The 17525-nt window shown below is 69.5% G+C and carries 16 protein-coding genes; 4 read left to right on the top strand and 12 right to left on the bottom strand.

Annotated features, from left to right (window positions below):
* Positions 1-3: 3 nt before the first annotated feature.
* Positions 4-1440, bottom strand: coding sequence for a PLP-dependent aminotransferase family protein (locus tag B7495_RS12945; protein WP_240632244.1), 1437 nt, complete (start codon positions 1438-1440; stop codon positions 4-6).
* A gap of 111 nt (positions 1441-1551) precedes the next feature.
* On the opposite strand from B7495_RS12945, the gene B7495_RS12940 reads away from it, so the two are divergent.
* Both B7495_RS12940 and arsM read left to right on the top strand, forming a co-directional pair.
* Positions 1552-2391 (top strand): pyridoxamine 5'-phosphate oxidase family protein, encoded by an 840-nt coding sequence (locus B7495_RS12940; RefSeq protein ID WP_205748679.1) that lies wholly within the window; start codon positions 1552-1554, stop codon positions 2389-2391.
* Positions 2392-2617: 226 nt separating this feature from the next.
* Complete coding sequence (arsM, locus tag B7495_RS12935) at positions 2618-3382, top strand: arsenite methyltransferase (RefSeq protein ID WP_088456940.1); 765 nt, start codon at positions 2618-2620, stop codon at positions 3380-3382.
* A gap of 144 nt (positions 3383-3526) precedes the next feature.
* Here arsM and B7495_RS12930 read toward each other — a convergent pair whose 3' ends face one another.
* The 4 genes from B7495_RS12930 to B7495_RS12915 form a co-directional block, all read right to left on the bottom strand.
* Positions 3527-4315, bottom strand: a complete 789-nt coding sequence (locus B7495_RS12930; RefSeq protein ID WP_088456939.1) for an alpha/beta fold hydrolase — start codon at positions 4313-4315, stop codon at positions 3527-3529.
* 32 nt (positions 4316-4347) lie between these two features.
* Complete coding sequence (locus B7495_RS12925) at positions 4348-6042, bottom strand: alpha-amylase family protein (RefSeq protein WP_088456938.1); 1695 nt, start codon at positions 6040-6042, stop codon at positions 4348-4350.
* Positions 6039-7019 carry a TIGR03885 family FMN-dependent LLM class oxidoreductase gene (locus B7495_RS12920; RefSeq protein ID WP_088456937.1) on the bottom strand — a complete coding sequence of 327 codons (981 nt, stop codon included), beginning with the start codon at positions 7017-7019 and terminating at the stop codon, positions 6039-6041. Before B7495_RS12920 ends, B7495_RS12925 begins: the two co-directional genes overlap by 4 nt.
* A gap of 240 nt (positions 7020-7259) precedes the next feature.
* On the bottom strand, positions 7260-8468 hold the full coding sequence (locus tag B7495_RS12915) for an MFS transporter (protein WP_088456936.1): 1209 nt from the start codon (positions 8466-8468) through the stop codon (positions 7260-7262).
* A gap of 408 nt (positions 8469-8876) precedes the next feature.
* Between B7495_RS12915 and B7495_RS12910 the strand changes: the two genes are divergently transcribed.
* The gene (locus B7495_RS12910) at positions 8877-9677 is read left to right on the top strand and encodes a nuclease-related domain-containing protein (RefSeq protein ID WP_133159700.1); all 801 of its coding nucleotides are present in this window, start codon (positions 8877-8879) and stop codon (positions 9675-9677) included.
* A 93-nt stretch (positions 9678-9770) separates the two neighbouring features.
* On the opposite strand, the gene B7495_RS12905 is transcribed toward B7495_RS12910, so the two are convergent.
* Positions 9771-10256, bottom strand: coding sequence for a DUF2809 domain-containing protein (locus tag B7495_RS12905; RefSeq protein WP_088456935.1), 486 nt, complete (start codon positions 10254-10256; stop codon positions 9771-9773).
* Between the two features lie 121 nt (positions 10257-10377).
* Between B7495_RS12905 and B7495_RS12900 the strand changes: the two genes are divergently transcribed.
* Positions 10378-10953 carry a dihydrofolate reductase family protein gene (locus B7495_RS12900; protein ID WP_088456934.1) on the top strand — a complete coding sequence of 192 codons (576 nt, stop codon included), beginning with the start codon at positions 10378-10380 and terminating at the stop codon, positions 10951-10953.
* Positions 10954-11069: 116 nt separating this feature from the next.
* Here the strand turns inward: B7495_RS12900 and B7495_RS12895 are convergent, their stop codons facing one another.
* The 6 genes from B7495_RS12895 to B7495_RS12870 all read right to left on the bottom strand — a co-directional run bounded on the left by B7495_RS12895 (position 11070) and on the right by B7495_RS12870 (position 17416).
* The gene (locus B7495_RS12895; protein ID WP_168195327.1) at positions 11070-13382 is read right to left on the bottom strand and encodes a bifunctional diguanylate cyclase/phosphodiesterase; all 2313 of its coding nucleotides are present in this window, start codon (positions 13380-13382) and stop codon (positions 11070-11072) included.
* Positions 13383-13638: 256 nt separating this feature from the next.
* On the bottom strand, positions 13639-14619 hold the full coding sequence (locus tag B7495_RS12890; RefSeq protein WP_088456932.1) for a hypothetical protein: 981 nt from the start codon (positions 14617-14619) through the stop codon (positions 13639-13641).
* 3 nt (positions 14620-14622) lie between these two features.
* The gene (locus tag B7495_RS12885) at positions 14623-14973 is read right to left on the bottom strand and encodes a GntR family transcriptional regulator (RefSeq protein WP_088456931.1); all 351 of its coding nucleotides are present in this window, start codon (positions 14971-14973) and stop codon (positions 14623-14625) included.
* Between the two features lie 130 nt (positions 14974-15103).
* Positions 15104-15403, bottom strand: coding sequence for a CDGSH iron-sulfur domain-containing protein (locus B7495_RS12880; RefSeq protein ID WP_088456930.1), 300 nt, complete (start codon positions 15401-15403; stop codon positions 15104-15106).
* Positions 15400-16443: an iron-containing redox enzyme family protein gene (locus B7495_RS12875; protein ID WP_240632243.1), complete on the bottom strand. Its 1044-nt coding sequence runs from the start codon at positions 16441-16443 to the stop codon at positions 15400-15402. The genes B7495_RS12880 and B7495_RS12875 overlap by 4 nt, the downstream gene beginning before the upstream one ends.
* Before the next feature lie 247 nt (positions 16444-16690).
* Positions 16691-17416 (bottom strand): hypothetical protein, encoded by a 726-nt coding sequence (locus tag B7495_RS12870; RefSeq protein WP_088456928.1) that lies wholly within the window; start codon positions 17414-17416, stop codon positions 16691-16693.
* Positions 17417-17525: the final 109 nt, after the last annotated feature.

Here is a 17525-nt window from a genome sequence, read left to right as displayed (position 1 = left end):
ACATCAACTCGCGGTCGGCGCGGTGAGGAGCCCCACGAGCACGTCGAGCGCCCTCCCCAGCTCGAGATCCGTCGGGGTGCCGTAGCCGAGCACCAGGCCGTGCTGCCCTCGGGCTAGAACCGCGTAGTCGGCCAGCGACGCGACCCGCACCCCGCGCGCGGCGGCCTGCGTGACGAGAGTGGATGCATCCGCCCCGGTGTGCACCACCACATGCAGCCCGCCGTCGAGGCCGGTCAGCCGCACGCCGGGCAGCGCGCCGAGCCTGCCGATCACCAGGGCGCGGCGGTGGGCGTACTCGCGGCGCACCCGGGTGACATTGCGGGCCAGGCCGCCGCTGTCGAGGTAGCGGGCGAGGGCCGCCTGCTGCACCCCGGAGACCGACGGGCCGAGGTCGTCCCGCACCTGGCGCAGCGCCGCACCGAGGGGCCCGGTGGCCACGATGTAGCCGCAGCGGATCCACGGGGTGACGGTCTTGGAGAAGCTGCCGACCAGCGCGACTCGGCCCGACCCGTCGAGGGTGGCGAGGGCGGGCAGCGGCATCGCGTCGAAACGGAACTCGCTGTCGTAGTCGTCCTCGATGATCACGGCATCCGTGGCCCGCGCCCAGTCGAGCAGATCGAGGCGACCCTGCACCGAGAGGCTGCTGCCCAGGGGGTACTGGTGGCTCGGGGTCACCAGCACCGCGTGCGGCCTCGGCGCGAGGGCGGCGAGCTCGGCCAGGTTGATGCCGTTCTCGTCGGTGTGCACCGGCCGGATGAGGGCGCCCACCCGGCGCAGCACCCGCCGGGCGGTGGGGTAGCCCGGGTCCTCGACGGCGATGTGTGGGGTGAACCTGGGTGGGTCGGCCGGAGCGGCATCCGCGGGGGTCGCGAGAGCGAGTCCGATGCCGGCGAGGGCGTCGCTGGTGCCGGCCGTGACGATCACGTCAGCCGGCTGGCAGGCTAGGCCGCGGGTTCGCCGCACGTGCTCCGCGATCGCGGTGCGCAGCTCGAGGGTGCCGTTCGCGGGCGGTGAGTCACTGCGGCCGGACGCCGACACGGCGGCGCGCCAGGCGGCGGTCCAGGCCGGGTCGACGAGGGTGCGGGTCGACGGATGCCCGGGGGTCAGGTCGAGGAGCGGCCGCGCGCTGGGTAGGCCGGCCGGTGGGGTCGCCGGAGGTTTTGGCGATGGGGTCCCGGTTGGGGGTCGCTCCACCATCACCCGGGTCGCCGAGCCGGGTCGGGCCAACAGGTAGCCCTCGCCGGCGAGCTGGTCGTACGCGGCGACGACGGTGCCGCGCGACACCCGCACCGAGGCGGCGAGGGCGCGCGTCGAGGGTAGGGCCTCATCGTGGCGCAGCGTTCCGTCGAGGATGGCCCGCCGGAGGGCCGTGGCCAGCTGCGCCGCGAGGGGGAGCGTGGCCCCGCGGTCGAGCAGGATCGGCAGCTCGTGTGCGTTCATGATCGGTCCTTGTTCTTGTGGTGCTCCGGGGCGCCGCGGCGCCAACTGGTCTACTCGTCGGCGCGATAGGTGGCTCTGTCGTTGATCCACTGTGTCCCCGATCCTAGTAGCATGCCCCACACCAGCCAGCCCCACGAAGACTTGAAAACCGAATCGTCACCTGCGGGCCTCGCCGCCGTCGCGCTGCCGGGAGCCCGGCCCGACGTCACGTTGCCGGCGCCAGACGTGCCTTCGGCGGACCTGCCTATCACCGACCGCACCCGCGTCACCCGTTCCCCCGAGCGCCAGCGCACCGACCGCGCCGAGCTGTACCGCATCCTGGACGACGCCCTGGTCGCCCACGTGGCGATCGTGCGCGCCGGCCTGCCGCTGGTGCTGCCGATGGGTTTCGGCCGCGGCGGCGATGCCATCTATCTGCACGGCTCCACCGGCAGCGGAATCTTCCGAATGATGGCATCCGGCGGCCCGATCTCGGTCACGGTGACCCACCTCGACGGCCTCGTGTACGCCCGGTCCCTGTTCGACAGCTCGATGAACTACCGCAGTGCCGTGGTGTTCGGCACGGCCACGATCGTCGCCGACCCGGCCGAGAAGACCGAGGCGATGCGCATCGTCTCCGAACACCTGATGCCCGGCCGCACGGCCGAGGTGCGCCCGATGACAAAACGCGAACTGGCCGCCACGCTCGTGCTGCGCCTGCCGCTGGACGAGGTCAGCGTGAAGGTGCGCGCGCACGGCGCCTCCGAGGAGCCCGACGACGGCGAGGACCGCTCCGTCTGGGCCGGAGTGCTGCCGCTGCGGCCGACCGCCCTGGCGCCGGAGACCTCGCCGCTCACCGCACCGGGCACGCCGGTCTCGGCCGCGGCGACCGCGTACGCCGCCCGCATTGCTGGCGCGGCCCATGCCGCTGCCGCCCAAGCGGAGCCGGCCATGGCTGCTCGGATGCCATAGCCGGTGAGCGGCGCCGGCGGCGCGCATCCGGCTCAACTGTGCCCCGTGCGGACAATTGTTACCGGCGCACCGGGTGCAATTGTCCGCACCGGTAACAGTTGCGCGGCGGTGTCAGCTGGCGCCCGCGCCCGGCACGCTGCGGCGCGGTCGGATTGACGCACGTCGATCCTCCCTCCATACTGACTATATCGACATCCGTCTATATCGACCAGGGATGGGACCACGTATGACCGAGAAGACCGCGACCGAGAAGTCCGCTATCACCGAGCAGGTACGAGAGCGCTACGCCGCGCAGGCCCTGCAGGTCACCGATGTGAGCAGCAGCGGCTCCTGCTGCGGCACGCCGCTGGAGACCAGCGCCGTTTTCGGCTCGGTGATGTACACCGGCGCGGAGTCCACCGAGGTGCCCGACGAGGCGATGCTGGCCAGCATCGGCTGTGGCAACCCGACCGCGGTGGCCGACCTGCGCGAAGGCGAGACGGTGCTCGACCTCGGCTCCGGCGGTGGCATCGACGTGCTGCTCTCCGCCCGCCGGGTGGGCCCTACGGGGTTCGCCTACGGCCTCGACATGACCGACGAGATGCTGGCCCTGGCCCGCGCGAACGCCGCTAAGGCCGGCGCCACGAACGTCGAGTTCCTCAAGGGTTTCATCGAAGAGATCCCGCTGGCGGATGCGGCGGTCAACGTGATCATCTCCAATTGTGTGATCAACCTCTCGGCCGACAAGAATGCCGTCGTGGGCGAGATGTTCCGGGTGCTCACGCCCGGCGGCCGGCTCGGGCTCTCCGATGTGGTCGCCGAGAACCAGCTCAGCGAGAGCGAACGCATCGAGCGCGGCTCCTACGCGGGGTGCATCGCCGGGGCGCTGTCCGACGCGGAGTACCGTGGGGCGCTGGCGGCGGCTGGCTTCACCGACATCAGCGTGGACTTCACCCACGAGGTAGCCCCGCAGATGCACGGTGCCATCATCAAGGCCGTCAAGCCGAGTTAGCCGGCTGCCGTCGCGCTCGGTCGTTGGTCGAGCTTGTCGAGACCTGGTGAGGGGCGTGTGTGTCGTGGTTGCGTCGACAGGGTTGGCTCGTGGGGTCTCGACAGGCTCGACCGGCGGGATGGTCGCGCCCGTGTGCAGGCGCGCTCAGTCGGAGCCGGGCAGCCCCAGGAACTCGATCGCGGCATCCCGGAACGCCCGGGAGGTCGGCGCATTGAAGTGGTTGCGGCCGGGGATCTCGAAGAACGCGGCCCGCGGGGTCGCCTCGGCCAGGGCGCGGGACGCCTCCAGGATGCGGTCCTCACTGCCGGTGGCGAAGAGCACCCGCTGCTCGGGCGCATTAGCCGCGTGCGGCTGGGGGCCGTCGCGCATCCCCTCGACCAGCGCGATGAGCGCTTCGAGGTCGTTGTCGCGGATGGCGCCGGCCATCTTCAGGTAGGCGGCGGTGAGTTCATCCGTCACCGGCACGCCGTCGCGCACCAGAGCCCGCGCCTGGTCGACCCGGAACCGGGTGAGCGGGTCGCCGTCGGGGATGCCGCCGAACACGGCGCGGTCGATGCGGGTGGGCATGAAGCGGGCGGCGTGCCAGCCGACCCGGGCGCCGAGCGAGTAGCCGACGTAGTCGACCTCGTCGAGCATGAAGGTGTCGAGCACGGTGAGCACGTCGGTGACGAGCAGGTCCATCGAGTACGCGTCGGCGGAGTGCGGCTTGTCGCTCTGCCCGTGGCCGCGCTGGTCGATCGCGATCACGTGGTAGCCCTCGCGCACCAGGTCGCGGATCCAGCCGGTCGCGTGGAAGTTGGCCAGCGCGCTGGACGCGAAGCCGTGCACCGCGAGCACGGTGGGAGCATCGGGGTCGCCGAACTCGTAGGTGGCGATCTGCACGTTGTCGGGGGCGATGACGGTGCGGGCGGGCGGGGCTGGGGGAGTATGCATCGGTTCTATTCGACCACACGACCGGGCGCGGGTCAGCCGAGTCGAGTGTCGGCGTCGCTGGTGATGCGCAACCACCGGTACCCGTACGGGTCGAGTCGCAGCGTTACCTCGCCGTCGTCGATTGGCGTGACGCCGTTGTGCAGCATGTCCACCAGCCGGGAACCCGGAGCGACGTCGGGCAGCGTGAGGGCGAGCTCCACGGGTGCGTTCGCGAAGTTGTGCACCGCCAGCATCGAGCCGATGTCCGCCCGCACAAAGTGGGCGAACACCCGGTCGTCGCCGTGCTTGAGGATGGTCAGGTCGCCCCAGCCGATCTCGGGGGAGTTGCGGTAAGCCTGAATCAGGGTGCGCATGAAGTGCGCGAGCGAGTCCGGGTCGCGGCGTTGAGCGGCGGCGTTCACCCACTCCGGGCCGAACGCTCCGGTGACAACCGGCGTCACGAGCTGATCGGCGGGCGCTCGCGAGAACCCGGCGTTGGGCCCGTCGGTCCATTGCATCGGTGTGCGCACCGCGTACCGGTCTTTCACCGCCAGGTTCTCACCCATGCCGATCTCCTCACCGTAGAACAGCACCGGCGCGCCCGGCAGCGAGAACATCAGGCTGTACGCCATACGGATGCGCCGCGCATCGCCGCCCAGCATCGTCGGCAGCCGGCGCCGGATTCCCCGGTCGTACAGCCGCATGTCGGGGTCGGGTGCGAACGCGTCGAACACCTCCTGCCGCTCGGCGTCGCCGAGCTTGTCGAGGGTGAGCTCGTCGTGATTGCGCACGAAATTGCCCCACTGGCAGTCGGCGGGTAGCTCCGGCCGGTCGGCCAGCGCTGTGGCCAGCGGCCGGGAGTCCTCCCGCACCATCGACAAGTAAATGCTCTGCATCACGACGAAGTCGAACTGCATCTGCAGTTCCCGCCGCTCGCCCGCACCGAAGTAGGCGAGCTGCTCCTTGTGGCTGAGATTCACCTCGCCGAGCAACATGGCCTCGCTGTTTCGCCGGGCGAGGAACCCGGAGATATCGGCGAGGTAGTCGTGCGGGTCGGGCAGCGGTTCGTCCGAGGCGTCCGCGTCGGAGTCCTCGCCGCCGGCCTCGGACTTGGCCTCGATAAGGAACGGCACCGCATCCACCCGGAAGCCGGACACGCCCAGCTCGGTCCAAAAACCCACGATGCGGGCGATCTCGTCGCGCACCGGAGGGTGCGCGATGTTGAGGTCGGGCTGGTGCTTATAGAAGTTGTGCAGGTAATACTGCTTGGTCTTCTTGTCGAACTCCCAGATGCTCTTCGCATCATTCGGGAACGCGGAGGGCTGGTCCTTGGTAGGCGGGTCGTCGCGCCACACGTAGTAATCCCGGTACGGCGACTCCGTGCTCGAGCGGGAAGCGAGGAACCACGGATGCTGGTCGGACGTGTGGTTGATCACCAGGTCCATCACCACCCGGATGCCGCGGTCGCGGGCGGTGCGGATGACCTCGACGAATTCGCCGAAGTTGCCCAGCCGCGAATCGATCGCGTAGAAATCGGTGATGTCGTAGCCGTCGTCCCGGCCTGGGCTGGAGTTGAGCGGCATCAGCCACAGGCAGGTGATGCCGAGCTCGGCGAGATAGTCGATGCGCTGGGCCAGGCCGCGCATATCGCCGCAGCCGTCGTCGTTGCTGTCGAGGTAGCGTTCGACGTCGAGGCAGTAGATCACCGCGTTCTTCCACCAGCGGTCGCTGGTGTCCGAGATCCTCATGCCCCCACCGCCTTCGCCGTGAGCGCACTGGTGAGTTGGGGCAGCACCCGTTCGCCGAACGCATCCAGGAATCTCTGTTGCTTCCGGCCCACGTGGTGCAGGTAGATGTCATCGAAACCCAGGCCGGCCAGCTCGGCCAGCTTGTCGGCGTGCCAACCCAGGTCGCTGTTGATCAGTACGGATGCCCGCAGATCCTCCGCGGCGACGTGCTTGGAGATCTCGTCGAAGTTCTCCGGGGTGTCGATGTCCCACGGCACGGGTGGGTCGAAGGCGTTGGTGCGCCACTGGTCGTGCGCGATGGCGAGGGCTTCTGCGTCGGTGCTCGCCCAGCTCAGGTGAATTTGCAGGGCCCGTCGGCCGGTGCCGCCGGCCTGCTCGTACGCATCCAGCACCCGCCGGAGTTTTTCGGGCGGCTGGGCCACGGTGACCAAGCCGTCGGCCCAGGAGGCCGCCCAGCCGGCGGTCTCCGCCGACACGGCCGCGGCCACCAGCGGCGGCGGGGTGTCCGGCCGGCTCCACACCCGGGCCCTGTCGACGCTGACGTGGTGATCCAGGCTGACCTCCTCGCCGTTCAGCAGAGCCCGCATCACCTTTACGCACTCCTCCAGGCGGGCATTGCGCAGGTCCTTACGCGGCCAGTGTTCGCCGGTGATGTGCTCGTTCACGTTCTCGCCCGAGCCCAGCGCTGCCCAGAACCGGCCGGGGTACATCTGGCCGAGCGTGCCGATCGCCTGCGCGATCACGGCCGGGTGATACCGCTGCCCGGGGGCGTTCACCACCCCGAACGGCAGGTCGGTCGCTTCCAGGGCTGCGCCCAACCACGACCAGGCGAAACCGGACTGGCCCTGCCGCACGCTCCACGGCGCGATGTGATCCGAGCACATCGCCGCGGTGAAGCCCACCTCTTCGGCATGTTTCACCGCGGCCAGCAGTGCGCGCGGGTCGATTTGCTCGTGGGATGCGTGAAATCCGATCACGGCCGTGCCCTTCTCTGGGGAACTGCCCGCGGCGCCGACGGCTCGGGACTGGTTGCACCATGCAAGCAGACCTCGTCGGCCGGTTCAAGCCCCCGGCTTTGTGGCCCGCCCGGAACTCACTGCCACACAGGGCGAAGTATCCCCGTCGTCGGTTGCCGGCCGAGTTGCCGCATACTGCCCCTTCCGGCCCGCTGAATGGGCACCTTCCGGCACGTCGCGGGTGCCGGTGCGAGGCGGGCGCTACAGGTGGTCGTGCTCGGCGTGCGCGCGGGGCACGACGGGCACCGCCAGTGCCGGGAAGACCGCCGCCACCGCGAACGTCAGCGGGTAGCCGACCACCCCGATCAGGGCGCCCATCAGCGGTCCGACCAGGGACGCGGCGACGAACTGGCCGGTGTTCTGCACTCCGAGGGCCTTGCCCGACCAGCCCGGTCCGGCCATCTCCGCCACCGATGTGAACGCCAGTCCGTTCGGCGCCACGGTGCAGGTGGTCGCGAGCACGAACACCACGGCGGCGGCGCCCCAGTGCGCGGCATCCACCGCGGCCAGCACCAGCAGCACGCTCGCCACACTCACCGCCACCCAGCGCAGCGGTCGCACCCGGCTGCCGACCCTGTCGCTGACCACGCCGATCACGATGCGCCCGATCGCGCCCACGAACTGCGCGGCGCCCACCAGCACGCCCGCGGCGAGGGCATCCCAACCCTGGTCGCTGACCAGCCAGACCAACCCGAATGTCGAGATGGTGAACTGCGGCACCACCAGCAGAACGGATGCCGCGTGGATCCGCCAGAGGAACCCGCTGGACCGGTACGGGTTGCCGGCTCGCACGGACGGGGTGCCGGCGCGCGGGGCCGGCCGGGGCGGGTTGGCCAGGCCGATCGCGCACGCCACGGCCAGCACCGCGGTGAGCGCGAACGGCACGAACAGGGCCGCGCCCACCCCGGCATCCGCAGCGATCACCGGGATGGTCACGGCCGCGACCGTCACGCCCAGCGGCTGCGACATCTGCCGGATGCCCATGGCCAGGCCGCGCTTGTGCTTGGGGAACCAGCCCACCACGATGCGTCCGCTGGCGGAGTTGGTGCTCGCCGACGCCATGCCGCCCAGCAGCAGGAACACGCCCAGCGCGAGGTATCCGTCGGCGAGGATCGCGCCGCCGGCCGCGAGGGCGGTGAGGATCAGGCCGCCGGTGATGACCCATTTCTCGCCGATGCGGTCGGCCAGGGCGCCCCAGAGGATGAGGGTGAGCACCATGCCGAAGGTGGGGATCGCGGCGAGCAGCCCGGCCTGGGCCAGGGAGAGGCCCCGCTCGGTGTGCAGCAGGGGGATGAGGAAGGCGGGGGCGCTGACGAAGACGGTGCCCGCCGTCTGTGCGGCAACGCCGAGGGCGAGCACGACCCAGGCGCGGGCGCTGATGGTCGGTGTCGCGGCGGTGGCGGTGGCCATGGGGTCTCCTCGGTGTTCCTGCCATTTTGCCGGATGCCGCGCTCGCCGCTCGCCGGCGCTCGCCGCTGCACCGGGCCAACTGTTGCCGAAACGGACTTCTGCACCCGGTGCGCCGGACGCAGATGTCCGCACGGGCAACAGTTGTGCGCGCCGGCGCGGGTTTGCCGCGCGGCGGGCCGGGCGCACGCTCATCCGCTGTGCGCCGCCACCCACAATGGGGGTGCCGCCGGGGCCTGTCCGGTCGCTAACCTCGAACCACCGAACGTGGTGGGTGCCCCGCCCGCACCGCTCCCTGGATGGTCTGCACGCCCCGAAGCGGCGCACATCCGTGTGGTGGTCCCGGCGCGACCGCCCCGCCCACGCGGTCTCCCTGGCGCAGCCGCGTCCGGGCGCGTCCGAAGGAGCAACGTGACCCTGCACCCACCCGCGATGCGCAACCGCATCGCTGCTCAGCTGGTCATCGAACACCTCCTGTCCCGCCAATCCGCGGTGCCGCCGCGCACCAGGGTGGCCCGACTGTTCGGCCAGTCGCCGCTCTGCCCCGAGAGCGTGAGCTGGTACCTCGGCGCGCAGGGCGAGATCACGGTCGGCAAGATGCTCGCCACCCTGCCCCCCGACTGGACTGCTTTCCACGCCGTGCCGATCGGCAAGAACGACACCGACATCGACCACATCCTGGTGGGCCCCGGCGGCATCTTCACCATCAACACCAAACACCACTGCGGCAAACACATCTGGGTGGGCACCCGCACCGTCACCGTCTCCGGCCACAAGAAGGCCTACCTGCCCGCCGCCGAGCACGAGGCCGAACGGGTCACCACGGTGCTGCGTGAGCGGATGCCGCTGGTCGCGCCGGTGCAACCGGTGATCGCTCTCGTCGACCCCAAGCAGATCACCTTCCGCGACAAACCCGTGCAGGTGAAAGTGCTCGATGCCCGCTCCCTGCGCCGGTGGCTGCTCAAGCTGCAGCCGGTGCTCAGCGAGGACGAGATCGCCGAGGCCGTGGTGATCCTGGACAGCCCGGCCACTTGGCGCCAGCATCCGACCCCGGCCCCGGCGGATGTGATGACCCGATTCGCGGCGCTCGACGGGCAGGTGCGTCGGGCCCGGGTGCGCCGGGTGTTCTGGGCCGCCACAGGAACGACGGCGCTGTGCGCGGGCTCGGTGGGCGGAGTGCTGCTCGCGGCGCAGGCCCTGCTGGCCGGCTGAGGCGGCGCGAAACCGCGAATGCGGCGTCAGTCCGGCCGACATCGGATGGTCAGGTCGGCGTGAGCCCGGCCGCTAACGGATACTCGGCCGGCGTCAGTCCGGCTTCCGCCAGGTGCTCACGGCCGTGGCCGCGAGCACACCGACGACGTAGGCGACCAGGTCGAGGGCGTTGAACGTGGTGCCGAGCAGGTACCGCACCGGCGCGAAGAGCTCGGCGAGGCTGCTGGGCACGCCGGTGAGCTGTAAGAGCTCCACGGCCACGCAGATCAGGATCGCGACGGCCGCCACCTGCCGGCTGGGCGTACGGACCGCGATAATCGACACGATCAGGTACACCAGGACCGCATAGAGCGCGTCGCCGACGAAATCGCCGACGATGCCCTCGGTCAAGAAGTGCACGACCAGACCGGTGGGCACTATCAGCACGCCGATCGCGGCCAGCTTCAGCCGGCGGTTGCGGAAGCCCAGGTTCCGGGCACCCTGGGCGGCCTCGGAGTCGCCCATCGCCTGCGGGTGCTCGTCGTCCAGGAATTCCGGCTGCAGGTCACCCCCGTGCGACATGTGGTGCGTCCGATCCATATGCTGACCGTACCGTGTGCCGAAGCGTCGACGAAAGCAGGATGCGTTCGAATGGTTTGCGGGTGGACCGGCAGCAGCCGCACCCCTCGCCTGTGTCGGCGGCCACTGCTACCGTGCTGGCATGACCCCCACCTCTGAGTCGGGCGGCGCCGTCCCGCCCCTGATCGGCTGCGTGTTCGTGGGCACCAGCCTCGACGGCTTCATCGCCCGCGAGAACGGCGACTTCGACTGGCTCGTCGCCGCCGGGGACGCCCTGGGCGAGACCGGCTACGACGAGTTCTTCGCCAGCGTCGACGCCCTCGTCGTAGGCCGTGCCACCTTCGACACCGTGCGCGGCTTCGTCGACTGGCCCTATACCGGCAAGCGGGTGCTCGTGCTCAGCCGCACCCTGCTGCGCAGCTTCGACGCCGAGGACGAGCCGGACACCACCGCACACGCCACGCTCGACGACGTGATCGCCACCCTCGTCGCAGAGGGCCGCCGCCGGGTATACGTCGACGGTGGCCGCACCATCCAGAGCTTTCTGCGGGCCGGGCTGATCCGCGAAATCACCATCACGCGCGCCCCGGTGCTGCTCGGCACGGGCATCCCGCTGTTCGGCCCGCTCGACGGCGACGTGCACCTGCGGCACGTGGGCTCCCGCGAGCTCGGCGCGGGCTTCACCCAGTCCAGCTACGAGGTGCTGCCCAGCAGCTAGCGGATGTCTCGTCGGTCGAGCGTGTCGAGACCTGGTGACCGGATCTGCGGGCCACAGCCTCGGCTTGTGGGGTCTCGACAAGCTCGACCAACGGGTGGGCGCGCCTTGAGGTTGGCTTACGGGGTCTCGGCGGGCGCGACGGGCTCCACCAGCGGGGGAGTGCCGGTGCGGGCCAGCCACTCACGCAGCTCGGCCAGCGGCACAGCCGAGCAATACAGGTGCCCCTGCACCGCGTCGGTGCCGATCTGCGCCAGCAGCTCCTGCTGGTCCAACCGCTCCACACCCTCGGCGATGGTGTCGATGCCCAGCTTCGCGCTCATCTGCACGATGGCCTCCACCACCGTGCGGTCCACCGAGTTGCTCAGCGCACCGGACACAAAACTCGCGTCGAGCTTGACCACCGAGATCGGCAGCGACCGCAGCGTCGCCAGGGACGAGTACCCGGTACCGAAGTCGTCGATCGCCACGCGGATGCCGTGGGCGGCGAGGGCCTTCAGCCGGTCTACCGCCGCGATCGACTCCAGCACCACAGTCTCGGTGAGTTCGAGCACCAGACGTTGGGCGGGCAGCCCGCTGTCGGCCAGGCACCAGAGCACGGAGTCCACGAAGTGATCGCTCTCGAGCTCCCGCGCGGAGATGTTCACGTTCACCGTCATCGGCACGCCCGGCCGGACCTCCGGCCAGGTCACGGCATCCGTGCAGGAGCGCCGCAACACAAACGCGCCGATGCCCAGGATGGCACCGGAAGTTTCGGCCAGCGGGATGAAGTCGCACGGCATCAGCATGCCCCGCTCCGGATGCCGCCACCGCACGAGTGCCTCGGCTCCGGTGCAGTGCAACTCGGGCAGGGACACGATCGGCTGGTAGTGCACCTCGAGCTGGCCGCCACCGGCGGCCCGGCCCAGCTGCCGCTCGAACGACACCAACGCGGACTCATTCTGCAGAAGGCCCGGCTGGAACAGCTGTACCTGGCCCTTGCCGTGGGCCTTGGCGGCGTACATGGCCACGTCGGCCTGGTGTACGAGCTCATCGAGGTTGGCGCCGGGAGCGGCCGTGGCCACCCCCACGCTGGCGCCCACCCGGCAGGGCCGTCCGTCCACGATGATGGGCGCGGCCAGCGACCCCACCATGCGTTGCGCAATCGCCTTGGCGGCGGCAATCGTGGTGCCGGTGAGCACCACCGCGAACTCGTCTCCGCCCAGCCGGGAGCAGATGTCCTGCGGCCGAGTGCAGTTCCGCAGCCGCTCGGCCACCTCGGTGAGCACGGCGTCGCCGGCACGGTGCCCCATGTGGTCGTTGACGTCCTTGAAGTCGTCAAGGTCGAGGAACAACACGTGCAGACCCTCGGTGGTGTCGGTGCGAGCGAGGAGGGCACCGAGCTGGGAGGTGAAGGAGAGCCGGTTGTCGAGTCCGGTGAGGGTGTCGTGCTGCGCCTGCGCGGTGAGCTGATGGTGCGAGCGGCTATTGCGCAGTGCCAGGTTCACCTGGTTCACCAGGCTGCGCACCGACAGAATGGTGCCCTCGGGAATCCGCTTCGGCGCCCCGACGAGCAGCCACGCGTCCTCCTCCTGCTCGGTGAGCGACACGCACTCCCAGAGCAAAGGCAGGCCTGCCGCATCGTCGAGCGGGCCGGTACGCATGATTTGCGCGTCGCCGTTGGTCCCGATGGTCCGCAGCACGTCGCCGGGAAATGACGTTGGCGGCGGCACGATGAAGTCTCCGGTGTGGGCTCCGACCAGCAACAGCTCCTCGTGGCGCACGACCTTGACCACCCGTAACCCGGGGGTGGTGGCACCGAGCTCGCCGGCGGTGGTCCAGGAGAGAAGGCGGATGGCGTTGGCGTCGGTCATGCCGAGCAGCCTGGAGCCGGTCTCGGTGAGTGCCTTGTCGCGTTCGATGGCCCAGTCGTTGGCCTGCAGCACGGTGCGCAGCTGTTCCGCTACCAGGATGATGAGCAGCATGATGGAGATAGTGGCGGCCTGGCGAGCCATGTCGGGGGCGGTGGGGTGCCCAGGCGTCAGCGGCCAGAGCACCGTGATGGTGAGCACCGCAACCGTGTAGAGCGCGCCGCGAATCGCGGACCGCCACGACGTGCCGTAGAGGGTGCGCAGCCAGGCGGCGGCGAAAAAGACCGGGGCTGCCGCCAGAGGCACCGGCCCGGCCAGGGCGAACGCCGTGAGAGCGAGGGCATCGAGAACCTCGAGGGCGAACGGCACCCGCTGCCGCATCAGGCTGTATATCCACGAGCTGATCAGTGCAACTGTGGACACGGATGCCAGCAGTAGGTCCAGCCGGCTTGCGGTGACGTTGGGGATGATGCCGGGCAGGCTGAACACCACCGACAGTAGCGCCAACCAGGTGAAGAGCCACCGAGTGCCCTCCAGCACTCCAGCGGGTCGGTCCAGCAGCGCGGATCCGAACGTGGTCATCCTGTGACCGGCTCTGTTCAACGTGGATCGTTCCCCGACTGCGACCATCTGACTGCTTTCTTTGGATCGTGTCGGAGCAGCACCTGGTGGCGGCGGCGACACATACCTTGAACGTACCAGTGAGTCGCTCTCACTCTTGACGGATGACGGTGCCCGAGCCGTGCGGGTTGCGGCACCGCCGTCACTCAATTGCGGGCATCCCCCCTTCGTGGGCGCTGCGACGGCGGGAAGTCCGCAAATGAGAACGCAGACGTGGTCAGCGCGCTGCGAGGGTGGTCAGCAGCGCGGCCGGCAGCTCGGGGTCGGGCACGGTCACGGCGAACAGGGTGCCGTTGTGTCGCTCGACGACGATGCCGGGGCCGCTCGTGAGCACCACGGCCGAGCGGCCGGGGAGGACCCGGTAACCCCAGCCGCCCCACTCGAGCGGGCGGATGGTCTCGGCGCGCGCCGAAGCGACCTGGTCGAGCGCGATCTGCTTGATCGGCAGCCGCAACAGGCTCGAGACCACTCGCAGCCCCCGACGGTCCACGCTGACTCGCAGTCGGGCGAAGGTGAGGCAGATGCCGGCCGCCAGCAGCAACGTGAGGACCCCGCCCGTGCCGGCGCCGTCCTCGAGGATGCTGAAGACTGTCAGTCCGACCGCGCCGAGTGCCAGCCCGCCGGCCAGCCAGAGGAACATCGGCACGGTCACGGTGGTGAACCAGGCGCCGGACTCGGTGGCGCCCAGCGGGACCGAAGTCGGGCCGGCGGTTGCCGCCAGCTCGCGGCGGTGCGGGCGGCGCGGTGACAGCGCGAAGGGGATCAGCCCGTAGCCGAGGGCCAGCACCGCGAACAGCGGCCAGGCGCCCGCCTCCGGTTCGGCTGAGCCGGTGGCGATGACTAGGCCGGCGACCACCAACCAGACGCCGGCGGCCAGACCCGCGGCGCAGCCGGCCGCGAGCACCAGGCCACGACGGATGTCGGCCGCGGCGTCGGAAAGGGCGACCAGCCCCGCCAGAGCGGCGAGGAGCGCGATGGTGCCCGTGATGCCGATCATGACCTCGGTGCCGGCGGTCGAGGTGATCTCCGCGCCGTTCCACTGCTTGGGCAGCACGGCCGGCAGCCGGTCGTACCAGAGCGTGGCCGTCAACGAGATGGCGACCACCGGCAGCCAGAGCGTGGCGGCGGCGAACCGTTCTCGCCCGGTGGCGTGCGGGGTGAGCGCGGGTGTGGCCTCGGGGATGGTTCGGGTGGGCATGGCTCAGCCTCTCGTCTGGATCAGGGTGAGGACGTCGGGCAGGGCGACCCCCATTTTGCGCGCCTCGGCGAGCAGCGCGTCGGCGAGTTCGACGAGGCGCACGGTGCCGGCGCCCGCATCCGCTCGCACAGAGGCGCCACGGCCCTGGCGCATCTCGAGGATCCCGTCGTCGCGCAGCTGGGCGTAGGCGCGCAGCACCGTGTGCATGTTGATGTCGAGCGCGCTGGCGAGCTCCCGGGCCGGCGGCAGCCGGGTGCCCGGCGCGAGCGTGCCGTCGGCGACGCCGGCTCGCACCTGCACGGCGAGCTGCTCGGCAAGCGAGACCATCGAGGCCGGATCCACACGAAACAACATGTTTGCAATGTTAGTAGAACAATGCCGTTGTGTCGAGGGCTGCGGCGGCTGGCGCGCCCCTCAGGAGGTCTCGACAGGCTCGACCGACGAGCAGGCGATCAGACGATCGGCCGAGCCGACGATCGGCCGACTAGGCGGACAGTGGCGGCTGCGGAGCCGGCGGTTCCTGCTCGGTCTTGAACCCGATCGCCTTGTGGCTGCCGTCGCAGAAGGGCTTGAGCGTCGACACCCCGCAGCGGCACAGCGCCACGGTCTTGCGCCGCGGCGGGATCACCTCGCCCGACGCGGTGAGGATCTCGAAGGTGCCGCGCACCAGCAGCGGACCATTCGGGTACGCGGTGATGCTCACGGGCTCGTCCGCACCGGCAGCGGGCTGATCGGCCCACTGGTCGTCCCACCGCTGGGCGGGCTGCTCGTCGGGCTCGGTCATGCCGGCAGGCTCGCGGTGTCCGCAACGCGCAGCGCCGACGTGCCGGCGGTCCAGGCGTCGAGCTGCTGGGTGCCGGCCAGGCCGTCCACGAAGATGCCGGACGCCGCCCCGAAAAACACGTCTTCGAGCAGCTCGGTTTCGTCGGTGGCCAGGGAACCGGCCAGGTCGCGGGCCGCGATCTGCTCGTGCACAGCATCTGCTTCGACGTGCTCGTCGAAGTAGAAGGTGACGTCCTTGTCGTAGCCGAGCCGGCGGAAACCGTTGCCGTAAAGCCGGTTGGGCTGGGACGAGGTCATCTCGAACGCGGCGAGGTGCCCGGCGATGGCGCCGCGCAGCCGGCGGTGGGAGCCGAACATCGTCATCATGTTGCTGGAGGCCAGCGTGATCGCCGGCACCACGTCGACGTAGTGACCGTTGGTGGCGTCCAGGCCCACGCCGCGCATCGTGCGGGCGAACAGCTCAGAGTGCATGCGGTCGAACCGGCCGCCGCCGTACTCGTCGGCCTGAATCTCGACCAGCGCGGCCTTGGCCCGGCTGCGCAGGCGCGGGATCGCCCAGCTGTGCGGGTCGGCCTCCTTGAGCTGGTAGATCGAGCGCAGGATGAGGAACTCGTGCGCCTGCTCGTCGGTGGCCTTCTTCGCCATGTACCGCGAGACGCTCGGCCCGGTGTCTGACCCGGTGAGCTCGAACAGGGCGGCGGCGACACTCTCCACGCCGGGTGCGGGCAGCTCGGGCATCGGGGCGCGTTCGCGCAGGGCCTTCTCAAACTCGAGTTCGATGCCGGCACACAGCGCGAGCACCTCGGGGTGCCATTCCCAGTCGTCGTCGACGCCGCGCAGGCCGCTGTAGCGCAGCTCGTAGGCCAGGAACAGGGCGGTCTGCAGGTCATCATCCTGCAGAATGTCGGCGGTTTCGCCCAGGGCTGCGGCGGTGAGCTCGCGCAGCGTTGTGGCGAGGTCAGTCTCGGACGCAGCAGGAGAAGTTTTCAGGAGTTCAAGCAGGGCGGCGCTCACCGGACCTCGGGACTGGGGGATTCTCACGTGCCATACCTCGCTCTTATCGACCGGCTCGCACGCCCGAGTGGCGGCGCGGCCAGGGAGTGAGCATACAGGGCGCGAATGAGGGAAGCCCGGGTCCGTTCGCCGGCGACGATTGTGGCTCGAGGGCTCCGGCCTTCGACTTCGACGTGCACGGGATGCATCTCGCCTCGCACCACGATCGACACGGTTTAAAGAGAAGAAGTGCCCTGCAAGCATGCTTAGCAGGACACTTCCTCAGAAGGTGGAGTTATTTGACCGAGACCGCAATGTCACTACTGAAAAGTCCATCGGTGAAGGTGACTGCTTCCAGGGCTTGGTCGACCGGGATATCAAGGATGGCGACTCCGGCCGTGGACAGGCCGGGATTGAGTTCGACGCTCATCGAACCATCAGCGAAGGTGGAGAGCATGGTATCGGCGGCGAATTCCGTTGTGCCCACGAGGCCGCCGACGTAGTTGGGGAAGACAATCGCTTCCTTCTCACCACTGTTGACGATGGTGAATTTGACTTCACAGTACTGGCCTAGGGCCGTTTCGTCACTGCCGAACGTCGACGTGTAGGTCGGCAGCGCGCATGTCACGGCGTCGACGGTAAAGTCGACGCCATTCTCAGTCGTGACAACCTGTCCGATGCCAGCGATGGCCTCATCGATGGTCGCGGTTGAGTCGTCAGCGACAACGGAGGCTGCACCCGCGACAACGGCGACGGCTGTGACAATCGTCACAACGATCGCGAGGATGCCGGCCAGAACGCTCACGATCAACGAAATTACCGGGACTGCCTTGGCCGTGTTTTTCTTCGCGACGGCCACGATCGACACGATGAAGGCCGGAAGGATGACCACCCAGGCGAACGCCGAGACGCCAGGAATTACGGCGAGGATGAAGCCGAGAACAGTAAGGCCCAGAGCGACCCAACCGATCCTGCTGGTGGTTCTCTTGACGGCAGGAATGGCCGTGTCGGTGAGAGTCAAGTTGTTCGCCCAATCGATAGTTTTTGGGCCCAATCAGAGCATTGGACCAACTCACAGCATACATCCAGCTAACAGTCACCTCGCGCCATCAATGCTGGTCAGGCCCCGA

It is taken from the genome of Cryobacterium sp. LW097 (genome assembly GCF_002205495.2).
GTDB classification, from domain to species: domain Bacteria; phylum Actinomycetota; class Actinomycetes; order Actinomycetales; family Microbacteriaceae; genus Cryobacterium; species Cryobacterium zongtaii.
This window is presented reverse-complemented; position numbering and strand designations above follow the sequence as displayed.